Genomic DNA, 14473 nt, shown 5'->3' with positions numbered 1-14473 from the left:
CTCGATCCGCCGGCCCCCCACGGAGGATCTTCCACGTGTTGCTCCGTGCCCGAGAGCGGCGGCAGCCACGGCTCACGGCGCGGCTCGGAAGCTCGGGACGAGATCCATCGGAGCGTCGTCGCGCGGCGACATTGCGAACGGGAGCGCTGCTTCCTCCGGCCGCTGTGGCCTTTCCGGCTCCAGAGACGCCGAGGGACGTGACACCGCGTCCGACGAAGTCCTCAGACAGTGTCCGGGACAGACGCTTATCGCCGGCATGCTCACGCGAGCACGTCGAAATGAAGCCGCCCCTACCCGGGCACCTTGTGTCGCATTACAGCATACATGTAGAACAAAGGAGCCCAATGAACACACGTAAGGCTGTCCCGAGTGCGTCGATGTCCGTCGTCCTGGCGTGTATTCCGTGCGTGTTATCCGTTGCTTCTGCGCACGCGACATCTGACGATCACGGCTCCGCGCCAGCCAAGGAGCAGGTGGATTCGAAGGCGGGTACGGTGGACGACATCGAGCGGCTCATCGCTGTGGATCGACTCCCTGCGCCCGTCGGCGCGGCGCTCATGCGCCTCGGGAAGGGTATCCAGATCCTGCAGGTGCAGGAGAACATCGACGGTGGCGTCGCGACATACGAGATCGATCTGCTCCTGGCCGACACCTATTACGAGGTGGAGCTCGACGCCGAGGGCAACGTGATCGGCAGCGAGATCGAGTCGTGGATCGTGCCTCTGGCCAGCGTCACCGAGCCCGCGCGCCGGGCGATCGAGAACGAGGCAGCCGGCGCGGCGATCCTGGAGATACGCATGGAAATCGAGGAAGATAGAGGAGAAGTCGTCTACGAGGCCGATATCCGGAACACCACGCGGACCTACGCGTTGAGGATCGACTCGCACGGCACGCTGATCGAGCGGGACATCACGATGGCCATGCTCCCGCCGGGGGCTTACTGGGCGCTCGTCCGCGCAGCCCAGGGCGGCTCGATCGTGGAGCTGGACGAAGAGCTGCACGACGGAAAGCTCTCCTACGAAGCGAACATCGTGATCAGGGGTGTGGAGTTCGAGCTCTCGGTCGACGCCGACGGCAACGTCGTCGAGCTGAACTATCCTTAGAGCCCTACGCCGCCCCCTGCGCCTCTTCCCTCTTCGGCCACGTGAACCGGAACGTCGCGCCGTTCTTGCCGTCCGACTCCACCCAGGCCCGCCCACCGCGGCTCTCCACGATCTTCCGCACGATGGCGAGGCCGATCCCCGTGCTCTCCACCTTGTCCCGCGCCTGCAGCGTCTGGAACATCCCCCACACCTTCTCCTGGAACGCAGGCGCGATACCCGTCCCGTTGTCCGACACCGCGATCTCGTACCTGTCGCCCTGCTCCCGGGCGGAGATGAACACCGTCGCATCGTCGCGGCCGGCGTGCTTGAGCCCGTTGGTGATCAGGTTCATCAGCACCTGTTGCAGCGGCACCCTGTACGTCTTTAGGATCGCGGGCGGGACGTCGAGCGTGACCCGCGCCGGCGGCCTGGGGGCGATGAGCTCGACCACCTCCCGCGCAAGCTTCTCGAGGTCAACGCTCTCCGGCTTCTCGCGGAACCTCGTAGCGCGGGAGTAGGCCAGAATCCCCTCGATCAAGGCCTCCATGCGCCGCACGCGCCCGCGCAGCATCTCCATCTGGTGGCGCGTCTCTGCGGTGAGCCTGTCCGACAGGTCCTCCTCGATCCACTGGGCGAGGCTCGCGATACCGCGGAGCGGCGCCTTCAGGTCATGGCTCGTCACGTACGCGAACTGGTCGAGCTCGGCGTTGGTCCGCTCCAGCGCGCGGATGAGCGACTGCGCCTCACGGAACAGCCGGGCGTTGTCCATCGCCACCGCCGCCTGGGCGGCGAGACCGACGGTGACGCGCTCGGAACGCTCGGTGAAGACCCCCGGCCTCGGGTGACCGAAGAGCATGCCGCCGATGACCTTGCCGCTCCGGGAGACGACGGGGACGGCCAGGTAGCTCGTGACGGCGAGGTGCCCTTCCGGCGGGCCCTGAGAAGAGGGGTCCGTGCCGTAACGCGGATCCCGGGTCACGTCGTCGAGGCGGATCACGCCATCGACGCTGAACGCCGGCGCGAACACCGCCGTGCTCCGCGGCATCGGGAAGCGCGACAAGACCTCCTTCGGCGCCCCCGAGGCCGCATACAGCACGGATCTGACGCCCTGCGCGTCGTTCACGTTGTAGAAGAACGCGCCGAACGCCGCGCCGGAGAGCTTCGTCCCGGCGTCGATGACCGACTGGACGAGCGCGTCGAGCTCGAGCTCCGCCGACAGCGCCTGCCCCACCTCGTGGAGCGTCTCGAGCACCTCGGCGTGCTCTCGAGTAAGCCGCTCGGCCTCGCGCTGCAGGCTGATATCCATGTTGCAGCCCACGTACTCGCGAATGCTGCCGTCCGTCGCGCGGACGGGCGCCGCGCGCGCCACGGTATAGGCATACGTGCCGTCCCTCCGGCGGAGCCTGTACTCGGCCTCGTAAACGGCCCCGCGCGCCGTCGCGTCCGACCAGGCCCGCGCCGTCGCCTCCCGATCTTCCGGGTGAATCACCTCCATGAAGGCGCCGCGCAGGTACTCGGCGTCGTCCTGGCCAGTGAACTCGCGCCAGCTCGGCGAGCTCTCGATGATCTTCCCCTCCGGCGTGGTCGTCCACACGATGGCCGTGGTCGCCTGGACCAGCGTGCGGAGGCGCGCCTCGCTCGTGGAGAGCTCGATCGCGAGATGCTCGACGTGACGACGCGCCAGCACCTGGTCGGTCACCTCGAAGGCGAACGCCATGACGCCCTCGGTGCTGCCGCCCTGCGCGCGCATCGCCTGATAGACGAAGTTGAAGAAGCGCTCTTCCTCCATGCCCGCGGCGCCGCGGCGGAGGCGGAGGGGCACGGACGTGCCGACGTAGGGCTGCCCGCTCCGGTAGACCCGATCCAGGAGCTCGAAGATGCCCTGGCCCTCCAGATCGGGGAGCGCCTCCCGGATCGGCCTGCCCATCACCTCTCGACCGCCGAGGATGTCATGATACGTCGGATTGACCAGCTCGAAGACGTGCCGGGGGCCGCGCAGGATGCAGATGCCGGCGGGCGCCTGGTTGAACAGGCCCGCGAGCTGCTGGCGGGACGCGTCGACCTGCTGGAACAGCCTCGCGTTGTCGATCAGCAAGGCCACGCGGTTCGCGAGCTCCTCGGCGAGCGCGACGTCGGCCTCGCTGAAGCGACGGCCCGACTCGGCGTGGACCAGCGTGAGCGCGCCGATGGTCCGCTCGCGCCCCCGGAGCGGGACGACGACGTAGGACCTGAGCCCGAGCGACCGGATGAGGCGCAGGTGCTCGGGGTCCTGCGCGGCGGACTCGAGCACGGAGCCCGGGATGTCGGCCACCCACTCGGGGCGGCCGGTGCGGATGACCGCGGGCACGCCCGTCGCGGCGTCGGGCCGGGGCGGCGACATCGCCCGCAGGCGCTCTCCCAGCTCGATCTTCGCCGGATCGCCGTGGTGAACGGCCACGCGCTCGATGGTGTCGCCGTTCAGCATGTCGACAGCGCACCAGTCCGCCAGCGTGGGGACCGCGAGGTGGGTCAGGTGCGTGAGCCGCGCCTCGTCGTCGAGCGAGTTCGAGAGCACGGCGCCCGCCTCGCTCAGCAGGCGAAGCGTCGCCTGCTGCCGCTCGAGCTCGGCCGCGAGCATCTCGGCGCGCGCGCGGGCCTCGCGCTCCTGCTCGAGCAGGCGCGCCCTGTCCAGCGCCGATGCGCACTGCGCGGCCACGCTGAGCAAGAACTCGCGCTCTTCATCGGTCCACGCCCGCTCGGTCGCGAACGAGAACGAGAGCCCGCCGAGCAGCGCTCCGTGGGTGATGATCGGCAGGACGGCGAGCGCCTCGATGTCGTCGCGAGCAGGCCTGAGCGCCGCGAGCTCGGGGTACCCGGCGTGCAGGCGGCTCTTCGTACCCACCCAGATCGGCCGCCGCTCCCGGAGCGCCTCCGAGAGCGGCAGTCGGGCGTCGAGCGGCACGGTCACGTAAGGAGTCGCGCGCTGCGCCTCGAGCCCACATTGGCCGATCAGCGTCGCGACCCCGGCCGCCTCGTCCGCCGCGTACATCATCGTCGTCGAGGCGTTGAGCACGCGGTGGATGTCGCGGAGGACGGCGGTGGACATCTGTTCGACCGTGACCGCGCCGCTCAGCGCGGAGCTGACCGCGAGCAGCGCCTGGGTGAGCCGGGCGCTGCGATCGAGCTCCTCGACGCGCCTCGTGAGCTGCGCCGCGAGCTCGCCGCGCTCCGCCTCGACCTGCTTCAGGCGGGAGACGTCGGCGAACACCGAGATCCCCCCCTCGAGCTCGCCTCCGGGCCCGATGAGCGGCGCGGCGCTCCCGAGGACCATGCCCCGCGTCCCGTCGAAGCGCTGGATCCGGGTCTCCTCGCTCTCGATGACCTGCCGTGCGGCCATCGCGCGCGCCATCGCCCAGTCGCCGGCCTCGTACGGGCGGCCATCCTCGTGAAAGGCGCGATACAGCGTCCAGTCCTGGATCGACTCGGTCGAGGCGCTGCCGGCCCAGATGCGCTCCGCCGCACGGTTGTGCAGGACGAGCTTGCCGGAGGCGTCGCAGAGGATGACGCCGTGCGGGCTGTGCTCGAGCACGGCGTCGAGCCACCCGCGATCGCGGGAGGCCACGACGCGGAGCCGCTCGATCTCCCGCTTCAGGGCTTCGATGTCCGTCGAGTCAACGCTGATCGAGGGCCCGGAAGGCGGGCGGGGGTGAGCGGAGGTTCCCATAGAGTGACCGCGACCGGAGGCTCGGAGCAGGGCCGAGGCATCGCTCGGTCGGACGCCGCCCGGAGCTTACGCTCATCGGCGGCGCGGCGAAAGGCGGCGCGAGAGCGGCGCCGCCGCCGGACAGGTGCGTGCGCGCCTGTCCGGCTCGCGCCGGCGCGGACGGGGGCGGACGGCGGCTCTCGGCGCGGCGCCCCGGCGCGCGGGCAGGTCGTCGCGGGAGAACCGCTGCTGCGGGCTGGCTGCTTTGGGACGGCCAGGGTCGACGTTGAGCGGGACTTCGATTCTCGCGGTGATCGCGCCGGTGGCGCGGGGGCTCTCGGGGAAAAGACGATGCTGGCTTCGGGCTCCACCTCGCTCACCATCCCCGTTGCGCGAACCCAGATGTTGGGGGCCGATAACCGGCAGGTGAGCGCGACAGCGCGCCGATATCGAGCAAGGAGCAAGCAGATGTTGGGCTATCGTTCAGGTCGCCTCATGGCGATCATGTTCGCTGGGAGCATTGTACTCGCCGGGGCTAGCGGCTGCATCGGCGGCGACGAAGATGCCGAGACGGACCGCGACGGGACGTCCGGCGACGAGGGGACCGGCAGGGGCCCCACGGGCGCCGACGGCAGGAGCGGCGGCCAGACAGGCGGAGAGGGCGCGAGAGGCGCGGACAGGAGCGGCGGGCAACGCGACCACGAGCACGCCGGCGGCAGGCAGGGAGGCCGCCGGCAGCCGGGCCAGCAAGGCGGCGGGCAGCGCGGCGGCGAGCAGGCCGGCGGCCAGCGCGCGGGCGGCACGCAGGCGTGCGGCGAGCAGGCCGGCTATCAGGGCGGCAGGCAAGGAGGCCGCGGCGAGATCGGCAGTCGAGGCGACAGGAAGGGAGACCGCAGGCAGCCCGGCCAGCGAGGCGCGATGCAGCAGGCGTCGGAGGCGGAGATCACGATGCTGGTCTCGCTCATCCACCAGAAGGAGGTCGAGCTGTCGGAGATCGCTCGAGGCAAGGCGGAGTCCCCGGAGGTCCAGCGCTACGCCGAGCAGATCATCGAGGAGCACTCCCAGGCCGGGCAGCGCGGGGCGGAGCTGTCGCAGGGCGGCAGGGTCAACTTCGAGGCCTGCCCGCGCTGCCAGCAGCTGGAGACCAGCTCGACCGAGCTGACCGAATCGCTGGAGGACCAGAAAGGCACCGAGTTCGACATCGCCTTCATCTGGGCGCAGGTCTCCTTCCATCGCCGCGCGCTCGAGCTCCTCGACATGCCGAGGATCGCGAGCACGGACAACGCGAGGCTCCGTTCTCACGTGAAGGCGATGCGAGCGCACGTCGAGCAGCACCTGAGAGAGGCGGAGCAGCTCTTCTGCTCGCTGCTGCAGGAGCAGCAAGACCAGCAAGGCGGCCAGCAGCAACGCGGCCAGCACGGGCAGCAAGGCGGCCAGCAGCAACGCGGCCAGCACGGGCAGCAAGGCGTTCAGCAGCGCGGCCAGCAGCAGGGCGCCCAGTACGGGCAGCAAGGCGTTCAGCAGCGCGGCCAGCAGCAGGGCGCCCAGTACGGGCAGCAAGGCGTTCAGCAGCGCGGCCAGCAGCAGGGCGCCCAGTACGGGCAGCAAGGCGTTCAGCAGCGCGGCCAGCAGCAGGGCGCCCAGTACGGGCAGCAAGGCGTTCAGCAGCGCGGCCAGCAGCAGGGCGCCCAGTACGGGCAGCAAGGCGTTCAGCAGCGCGGCCAGCAGCAGGGCGCCCAGCTCGGGCAGCAGCAGCGCGTCCAGCAGCAAGGCCACCAGGCCTACGCGCAGCAGCAAGAGAGTCAGCCGGACCAGTAGCAAGGCGAGCCGCAGAAGACCCTCTCAGCAGCGCCTTCTCACCGCCCGCGCGCCGCATCGGCCCCATCGCGCCCGCGATCTCCGGAGCGGTGGGCGGACCCGAAGGAGATGAACCGCCAGGACGCCAGGGACGCCAAGCGAAGAGGTTCATGATCTCTCCTGGTGTCTCGGCGGTCTCCTCGATCCGGACCACGTCCGAAGAACGCGATCGCCGTCCTCGTCTGGAACGGCTCTGATCGTCGCGCTCACGGTCGCCCGAGCTGGTATCCTCGCCGGCATGCCCGTGATGCCTCCGTGCGCCCCTCACGCCTGCCGCCCGAAGGCCGCATGATCGCCCGCCGCCGACTGCACCGCGCCGTCTTCTCGCTCGCCGCCCTCTACAACGCCTGCTGGGGGCTCTACGCGGCGCTCGACCCGCAATGGCTGTTTCGCTTCGCCGGCATGCCGCCCCTCAACCACCCCGCCATCTTCGCCTGCCTCGGGATGGTGGTCGGGGTGTACGCCATCCTCTATGCGGAGGTCGCGCGGGCCCCGGAACGCGGCTTTCTCCTCGCGGCCGTCGGCCTGCTCGGCAAGGTCCTCGGGCCCATCGGCCTCGCGGCCCTGGTCGTGAGCGGGCAGTGGCCGCCCCGGTCCGCCGTGCTCTGCCTGACGAACGATCTCGTCTGGTGGGTCCCCTTCGGCCTGTATCTCCACGACGCGTGGCCCTTCTTCGTGCGTTCGTGGAGCGCTCCGCCGGGGGACGACCTCGTCGAGCCCCGAGGCGGGTAACCTGCCGGCGTTCGCCGGCCGCGAGGTCGAGAGCGACGTGCGCCCGTCGACGGAGCCGTTCTGAGCCTCGTCAGCGATCGATCCACCTCGTCGGGAAGTCGACCCTCACGAGCGTGTCGAGGCCATCGAGCACGTCGACGCCCTCGACGCGCACGATATCGCTCATCGCGTATCCCTCGAAATCCACGAGCCAGACATCGACGTCATAGTACCCCTCGTAGAGGTCGTCGATGGTGAAGCCGAAATCATCGCAGTCCCCGACGACATCGACGACGTAGCCATCCTCGTCCTCGACGCTGACCGCGAGCCCGCTCACGTCGTGCTCGAAGCACTCCCACGGGTCGTTGCTGCCGCCGATGGTCAGCGCGACGGTGAGCGAGCCGCTCGTGAAGGGGTCGTGGTCGTCATGATCGACGATGATGCACCCCGTGAGCGAGGCGGTGGCGAGGACGCAGCCAGTGAGACCGGAGAGCACCTTCGAGAGTTCCATGGGGGTCGTCTTCCTTTATCCAAGTCTGGCGCTGTCGCGCCGATGCGCGAAGGGCCAGCAAGCGCTATACCAGGAGCAGGCGCGCTGCCAGGCGGCGGGCGCCGGCCCCCGGGCCGCCGGATGGCACCGCAGTTGCTCCTGTGAACCCCATGGAGATGAACGTGACAGCCCTCGATACCTCTTTCCCCAGACCCACCGCCCATGCCCCGCAGCGCAGCAGGCTCGCCGTGCTGGCCGCGCTCGTCGCGCTCGCGCTCCTCGGCGCGACCGGGTGCGCGGCGGAAGTCCACACCAGGGCCGCCGCGCCTGCGACCGTCACGTACCAGGAGTTCGCAGTGTACGAGGAGCCGGTCGTTCACATCGCGGCGGCGCCGGTCCAGATCGAGACCTACCCGCGCGTGTACTACCGCGGGACCTACGTCTACTACGTGGACGGCCGCTGGTACTATCCATCGCGCCACGGCTGGGTCTACTACCGCAACGAGCCGCGCGCGCTTGTCCACTACCGCGTCGACTTCGACCGGCGCCGAGCCCATCACCACCATCACCACGTGAAGCGCGACCCCGTGCAGCACAGCCACGTACACCGCGACCACGTGCAGCACGGCCACGTACACCGCGCGCCCGCGGCCCGGCCGGCGCCCGCGGCCCGACCGGCGCCCGCGGCCCGACCGGCGGCCAAGGTCAGGGCGCGGGCGACGGTCAAGGCGAACGCGACGGTCAAGGCGGGGGCGACGGCCAGGCCGGCGACCCCGGCCAAGCCGACGAAGAAGCCTCGCGCGGAGCGTCGACGGCACCACGTCGAGGAAAAGGAAAAGCGCCACGAGCGCTGACGGCGGCCGCGCGCCCGGGCGAGGATGGCGGAGGACGGCGAGGATGGCGAGGACGTCGCAGCCGCGCCGGCCTACAGGCCCCCGCCGAGCTGCAGATGGCCTCGATCCCGGCCGTCCCGTGGGAGATCAACTTGGCACCCGAGACGCGCTTCGGTACACTTGGGACTGCTGGACCCCGGGCACCCTGCGGACGGGCGAGGCGACACGCTCAGCGGAGATTCGGCGCACCCCCTGAGGAGCAGATGTCGGCGACGAGACGCGATTCATTCTACCCGGGAACGCTCGACGGCCCCAAGAGCACGCCTCCTTCCGGGTCAGGTCGCGCCATCGACGGCCCCACGAGCGCGCCTCCTTCCGGGTCGGGTCGCACGATCGACGGCCCCAAGAGCGCGCCGCCTTCCGGGTCGGGTCTCACGATGAGAGAGTCACCGGACAGCGAGCAGCGTGTAGCACAGCAGTGCGTGGATTGCGGTACACCTGCGCCAAAGACGGAGACGAACTACACGCTCATCAGCTCTCGCTATGGCTGGCGGCTGACACGGACCGTCGACGCGAACGGGCTAAGGATGATGGAGTGGCGCTGCCCGGGTTGCTACTCACGCTACCGTTCGAGGAGGTCGCTGTGATCTCCGATGCGGCGCGCCACCGGCGGTCAAGCCCCTCTGACGCGCGGCCCCCTCGGCGTGCCCCGCTCGGGCACGTGGCGCCGTCCTGGAGACGACGGGACCCGAGCTCGCGCTGGAGAGCGACGAGGCGTGGCGCAACGCGGGCGGGCGCATCCACACGCTGCAGGGGATGATCCGCCTCCGCGCCGCGAGCGCGCGCGGACGCTCGGCGACGTCGAGAAGGAGCACATCCTCGCGGCGCTGACGCGCCACGGCGGCAACCAGACGCGGACTGCGGCGGAGCTCGGGATCGGCGTGTCGACGCTGTACCGCAAGCTCAAGGAGTACGGGCGCGCGCCGGCGGGGTGAGGACGAGCGGTGGCGCGCGCCCCCGTACCGGTACCCCGGACACGACGTCCGTCCGCGGCGAGGCGGGGGAAAGCCCGCCGCGCAAGCAGCGTGGCGACGCGCCTCTCGATGCCCCTCCGCGACCGTCCCCTGGGCGCCTCAGCCGGCCTTCGCTGCCTCCGCGAAGGCCTTCCATGTGGCCTCGGCCAGGCCCACGCACGCGCGCGCGCCGTCGCGCACGATGGGCGTGCGGAGCAGGAGCGGATCGTCCACGAGGAGCTCGGCGAGCCGCGCCTCGCTCGGGCCGAGGTGCTGGAGGCCGCGCTCCTTCACCCGCGCGCCCTCCGCGTCGTAGAGCGCGCGCATGCCGCCCACCGCGCGCGCCACGCTCGCGAGCTCCCCCTTGGAGAGGCCCTTCTCGCGCAGCTCGACGAGCTGCACCTTGATGCTCCGGTCGGCGAAGAACCGCTGCGCCGCCCGCGTCGCCTTGCACTTGGCCGTGCCGAAGATCTGGATCATCCGCGTCGCTCCTGGATCGCCTGGCTCCCTGCGCGCCCCGCAGGCAGCGCGGGCGTGAAGCATAGGCGCGGACGCGGCAGCCTACCAGGCGGCGGCGAGGCGGGGAGCGCCGGCAGATCGCGCGCCGCGCGCGAGGGCGGGCTCGGCGGACCGGACCGGGGGCAGGCCCGGCCGCCGGAGCGAGCGGGCGCGGGCTTCGTGGAAGATCACTCGTCAGGCGCCAGCGCGGCCGCTGCGCCGCAGCGCTCGACCGTGTAATCGCCGTTCACCTGGTTTCTCATGCCGGCGCCGCGCAGCTTCACGAAGAGAGAGGTCTCGTCGCTGCTGACGATCTCGAGCGTGCCCCGGTAGCCGGTGAAGGCACCTCCCCCGCCCCCGAAGGAGCACCCGGAGTGGTTCTCGGATACCGTCTCGCGGAAGGCGATCCGCGGATCCGTCAGATCGATGAGCCCCGGCGTGTCCATGTCAATCTCGGATGGTATGTAGAGGATGAGCTGCCAGATGGGTGCGTTGTCGCACGTCGCCTTGATCACGGTGGGGATGCACTCCTGGGCATCGCTGTCGAAGATGAGGAGCGTCGTCTCGGGGTCTTCCCACATCCCGAAACCGAGATCGGGAGGCACGTCGCCGGCCCGCACCGCGACGGCGCCCGGCACCGGAGGGTCGCCCTCTTCAGGAGGCGGGGGATCGTCAGGCGGGGTGGGGCCCGGATCGGACGGGTCCGTCCAGTCCACCTCCGGCACGAACACGATCTCGTCGCACCCGGTGCTCACGATCGCCAGCATTCCGAGAGCCATGAGGAAGCGCTTCATTGGTGTACCTCCGTGACAGGTTCTTCAATCTCCATGACAGGCTCTTCAGTTGAAGTCTCTCGGACGCGTGGGGCTCAACATGGCCACGGCTCCGAGGACAATCGTTCGTCGCTTCATTCGCTGACCTCCGGATCAGGTTCCTGATGTGGAGTCCCTCGGCGGCGCGGAGACGGCTCATCAGAACCACCCGAAGTCGACGCCGGCCGACGTGAGCAGGATCGGTTGTCCCCAGGTCACGATGTCGTGCTCGGCGATCTGGATCGAGACCCCTCGAGCGATCACGCTGGCGAGGAGGTCGGCGCGGAGGCGGAACGCGGGTGTCACCGCGAAGGCGACGCCGAGGCGCGCGAAGGGGGCGACGGTCACGGCGGTGGACTCGCCACCGAGGAAGCCCGAGCTGACGACCCTCCCCGAGCTCCAGAGCGAGACGACAGCCAGGCCGAGATCCACCGAGGGAGCCATCCGGCCCTCGCGGGTGGCAAAGCGCACCCCCCCGCCGGCGAACAGGGCCGAGAGGTCGAGGCTCAGGTGCGATCGCTCGAGCCGCGCGCTGCTCAGCGGGATCGCCGCGAGCGCGAAGACGCCGACGTGCTCGCTCGGCATCCAGGCGAGGCCGAGGTCGGCGCTGGCCGATACGCCGAGGCCGCCCGGGCTCAGCAGCGCGCCGGGAGCGAGCGAGAACCGGAGCGCCGGCGCCGGCTCGCCAGCGAGCGCGGCGGGCGCCGGGACGCGCAGCTTCTCGCGGATTTCCGGCGTTGCGGGCAGCTCTCCGGGCGGCGGCGCCGGCAGGGAGGCCTCGAGGAGGCTGGCGCGCAGGAGCTCGACGACGCGGAGCGCGAGCGCGGCGTCGCGGTCGGGCGCGCCGCCGTCGTCGTCCGCGCCGCCCGCCATCTCGCGGAGGACGGTCTTGCCGGTGACCCGGTCGGCGATCCACACCTCGACGCCGGGCCCGGAGCGGACGGCGCGGATCGCGGCGATCGCGCCCGCCCGGCGCGCCGAGGCCTCGAGGGACGCGCGCGTCGCCGGCTCGGCCGCGGGGTCGAGGATCTCCGCGCGGAAGCCGAGCGACTCGAGCTCGGCGACGATCCGCAGGCCGAAGCGATCGCCCGGCGGGCAGAGGACGGCGATGGTCGAGGGGGCCTCCTCGCGGGCCTCGTCGGCGTGCGCGCCCGCCGCGAGCGCGGCCCCCGCCGCGAGGGTGGCGAGGGCGAGGAGGAGGGGCACCGGGGAGCGGCGTGTCACGGCGCCGGGGGATCGGGGGCGGCTCCCGGATTGCCGGTCGAGCCGCCGGGAGCAGCCGGCGTCGCGCTGCGCGCGAGCAGGCGCCTGGCATACTCCGCGTGCGAGCCGCTCGGATACGCGGCGAGATAGCGCTCCGCCGCGCGGCGAGCGCCCGCCTTGTCGCCCCGCTTGTCCTCTGTCTCGACGAGGCGTCCCGCAGCATCGGCGGCGAACGCGCCGGCCGGGTGCTCGCTCAGATACCGGGTGAACCAGCCCGCAGCGCCGGCATCGTCCTTCAGCTGGTCCTGGGCGATCCGCCCGAGGAGGAACGCTGCGGATGCCGCCTCGGGCGAGCCGGGGAATCGCCTGCGGAGGGCGGTGAAGGCCTGGACGGCGCGCGCCGAGCTGCCGCCGAGGCGGGCCGTGTCGCCGAGGGCGTGCAGGTCGCCGGCGGTCCCGGCCTCGCAGATGGCGTCGAAGCCTTCGCGCTCCGCCGCGGCGAGGGCTTCCTTGTACCTGGCGTCGAGGGCGAGGGCTCGCCAGCGGGGCGTCTCCAGGGGCGCCAGCGGCGGAGTGGCCACCGTGGGGGCGGACGAGCCCTCGGCGCCCGCATGAGCGCTCGGCGGGTCCACGCCGCCGACCGGGGTTGCGCCGCCGACCGGGGTTGCGCCGCCGACCGGGGTTGCGCCGCCGACCGGGTCCACGCCGCCGACCGGGGTTGCGCCGCCGACCGAGGTTGCGCCGCCGACCGGGGTTGCGCCGCCGACCGGGGTTGCGCCGCCGACCGAGGTTGCACCGCCGACCGGGGTTGCGCCGCCGACCGGGGTTGCGCCGCCGACCGGGGTTGCGTCGGTCAACGTCGCATCGATCGGCCCCACCTCGAGCGTATTCGTCGCGGGCGAAATCACGAGCCGCTCGCCGGCACGGACGGTGCGCGAATCTCCCACGACCGGTCCGGAGACGGTGATCGCCCCCTCGCGCAAGGCCACCTCGAACTGTTCGGTCACCGGGTCCCACCGGGTCTCGAAACGCGTCCCGATCACGTGCACCTGAAACGGACCCACCCGCACCGTCCAGCGCGAGCGCTCCCGGTGGACGACCGACAGGTCGAGCGCGCCCCGCTCCAGGGCGACCTCTGCGCCCTCCGCGTCCACCGCGACGACGCGGGCGCGCCCGCCCGGCGCGAGGCGGAGCAGCGAGCCGTCCGAGAACCGGATCGGGAGCTCCGCCTCGGGGGGCGCCGCGATCCACGCCCCGACCACCCCCGCCTCGGTCGTCCCGAGCTCGAAGCCCATCGGACCGCGCGAGCGCTTCACGAGCACCACCGCGATCGCGACGAGGAGCAGCGCCGCCGCCAGCGACGCGGCGAGCCGGGTCGCGAGCGGCCGCGCAGGCGCCCGGGCGATGGCCCCGCTCGCGCGCCCCTCGCCGGAGGTCCTCACGAGCCGCGGCGCACCGGGGTTCCCGCCGGCGCGGTCCTCCGACCGGCGATCGGGCAGCTCCGCCTCGAGCAACCGCGCGCGCCCGCGCTCCAGGTCGAGCCGCGCCGCCGCCGCCCGGTCCTGCAGCTCGGCCACGTGCCGCCCGAGGGCGGTCAGCGATCGCTCGGATTGCCCCACCGGGTACCTCCATCGAGCCACGCCTCGAGCACGGGTTGCTTGCGCGCCTCGGCCCCGAAGCGGGCGCACGCGCGGGCGAGCCGCCGCTTGATCGTCGCCAGCGAGGTCTCGCACGCCGCGGCCACCTCGGTGAGCTCCATGCCGTCGATGAACCGGAGCGCGAAGGCGATCCGCTCCTCCACCGGGAGCGCGTCGAGGACCGCGTAGGTCGCCCGCAGGGCGTCCAGCACCTCGCCCGACGCCGCGCCGGACTCGACCTCGGGCAGCTCCTCGCTCGGCAGGAACCAGAGCCAGCTGCGCCGCTTCTTGCGGGTGATCCACGAGCGCGCCACGTGCACCGCGATCATCGTGAGCCAGCCCTTGAGCGCGCTCGGGTCCTCCAGTGTCGGCAGCGAGCCGAGCGCGCGCACGAAGACGTCGTGGTGCAGGTCCGCGAGGTCGCGGTGGAAGCCAATCAGCCGGTAGAGCACCCGGTGGACGTGCTCGGCGTACCGGTGGTACAGGGCGGAGCGCGCCCGCAAATCGCCCCGCCGGAACCCGTCCACGAGCGCCGCGTCGTCCCCCGCGAAGGCGTACCTGGGAGACGGCGGCAGCGGTCGGACGAGCTTCAGGGGGCGGGTCAAGCGAGGCTCCTGCCCTGAAGTCCCCGGAGGCGCGGCGCACGGCTCAAGAG

General features: G+C 71.7%; 11 protein-coding genes and 1 pseudogene. 5 read left to right on the top strand and 7 right to left on the bottom strand.

Features of this window, described 5'->3' with window-relative positions; translation table 11 throughout:
• Positions 1-494 precede the first annotated feature (494 nt).
• Positions 495-1103, top strand: a complete 609-nt coding sequence (locus WMF17_RS01335; protein ID WP_437647591.1) for a hypothetical protein — start codon at positions 495-497, stop codon at positions 1101-1103.
• A 4-nt stretch (positions 1104-1107) separates the two neighbouring features.
• On the opposite strand, the gene WMF17_RS01330 is transcribed toward WMF17_RS01335, so the two are convergent.
• Positions 1108-4785, bottom strand: a complete 3678-nt coding sequence (locus tag WMF17_RS01330) for a GAF domain-containing protein (RefSeq protein ID WP_437647589.1) — start codon at positions 4783-4785, stop codon at positions 1108-1110.
• Positions 4786-5115: 330 nt separating this feature from the next.
• Between WMF17_RS01330 and WMF17_RS01325 the strand changes: the two are divergent.
• Together WMF17_RS01325 and WMF17_RS01320 are read left to right on the top strand one after the other, a co-directional pair.
• Positions 5116-6060: pseudogene (locus WMF17_RS01325) on the top strand (DUF4142 domain-containing protein); the annotation flags it as partial.
• A gap of 849 nt (positions 6061-6909) precedes the next feature.
• Positions 6910-7353 (top strand): hypothetical protein, encoded by a 444-nt coding sequence (locus WMF17_RS01320; RefSeq protein WP_437647588.1) that lies wholly within the window; start codon positions 6910-6912, stop codon positions 7351-7353.
• A 70-nt stretch (positions 7354-7423) separates the two neighbouring features.
• On the opposite strand, the gene WMF17_RS01315 is transcribed toward WMF17_RS01320, so the two are convergent.
• Positions 7424-7843, bottom strand: coding sequence for a hypothetical protein (locus tag WMF17_RS01315; RefSeq protein ID WP_437600147.1), 420 nt, complete (start codon positions 7841-7843; stop codon positions 7424-7426).
• A gap of 161 nt (positions 7844-8004) precedes the next feature.
• Between WMF17_RS01315 and WMF17_RS01310 the strand changes: the two genes are divergently transcribed.
• Together WMF17_RS01310 and WMF17_RS01305 are read left to right on the top strand one after the other, a co-directional pair.
• Positions 8005-8676 (top strand): hypothetical protein, encoded by a 672-nt coding sequence (locus WMF17_RS01310; RefSeq protein ID WP_437600146.1) that lies wholly within the window; start codon positions 8005-8007, stop codon positions 8674-8676.
• A gap of 755 nt (positions 8677-9431) precedes the next feature.
• Positions 9432-9650, top strand: coding sequence for a helix-turn-helix domain-containing protein (locus WMF17_RS01305; protein WP_437647586.1), 219 nt, complete (start codon positions 9432-9434; stop codon positions 9648-9650).
• A gap of 138 nt (positions 9651-9788) precedes the next feature.
• On the opposite strand, the gene WMF17_RS01300 is transcribed toward WMF17_RS01305, so the two are convergent.
• The 5 genes from WMF17_RS01300 to WMF17_RS01280 all read right to left on the bottom strand — a co-directional run bounded on the left by WMF17_RS01300 (position 9789) and on the right by WMF17_RS01280 (position 14423).
• Complete coding sequence (locus WMF17_RS01300; protein ID WP_437647584.1) at positions 9789-10148, bottom strand: arsenate reductase family protein; 360 nt, start codon at positions 10146-10148, stop codon at positions 9789-9791.
• Between the two features lie 206 nt (positions 10149-10354).
• Complete coding sequence (locus tag WMF17_RS01295; protein ID WP_437647582.1) at positions 10355-10960, bottom strand: hypothetical protein; 606 nt, start codon at positions 10958-10960, stop codon at positions 10355-10357.
• Positions 10961-11137: 177 nt separating this feature from the next.
• Positions 11138-12202, bottom strand: a complete 1065-nt coding sequence (locus WMF17_RS01290) for a hypothetical protein (RefSeq protein ID WP_437647580.1) — start codon at positions 12200-12202, stop codon at positions 11138-11140.
• Positions 12199-13800 carry a FecR domain-containing protein gene (locus tag WMF17_RS01285; RefSeq protein ID WP_437647579.1) on the bottom strand — a complete coding sequence of 534 codons (1602 nt, stop codon included), beginning with the start codon at positions 13798-13800 and terminating at the stop codon, positions 12199-12201. Before WMF17_RS01285 ends, WMF17_RS01290 begins: the two co-directional genes overlap by 4 nt.
• Complete coding sequence (locus WMF17_RS01280; RefSeq protein WP_437600140.1) at positions 13776-14423, bottom strand: RNA polymerase sigma factor; 648 nt, start codon at positions 14421-14423, stop codon at positions 13776-13778. The genes WMF17_RS01285 and WMF17_RS01280 overlap by 25 nt, the downstream gene beginning before the upstream one ends.
• Positions 14424-14473: the final 50 nt, after the last annotated feature.

It is taken from the genome of Sorangium sp. So ce362, assembly GCF_051519845.1.
GTDB lineage: Bacteria > Myxococcota_A > Polyangia > Polyangiales > Polyangiaceae > Sorangium.
This window is presented reverse-complemented; position numbering and strand designations above follow the sequence as displayed.

Coding starts and splice junctions, on each gene's coding strand:
- WMF17_RS01295 (WP_437647582.1), bottom strand. CDS start 10,960: ATGAAGCGCTTCCTCATGGCTCTCGGAATGCTGGCGATCGTGAGCACC.
- WMF17_RS01330 (WP_437647589.1), bottom strand. CDS start 4,785: ATGGGAACCTCCGCTCACCCCCGCCCGCCTTCCGGGCCCTCGATCAGC.
- WMF17_RS01315 (WP_437600147.1), bottom strand. CDS start 7,843: ATGGAACTCTCGAAGGTGCTCTCCGGTCTCACTGGCTGCGTCCTCGCC.
- WMF17_RS01300 (WP_437647584.1), bottom strand. CDS start 10,148: ATGATCCAGATCTTCGGCACGGCCAAGTGCAAGGCGACGCGGGCGGCG.
- WMF17_RS01320 (WP_437647588.1), top strand. CDS start 6,910: ATGATCGCCCGCCGCCGACTGCACCGCGCCGTCTTCTCGCTCGCCGCC.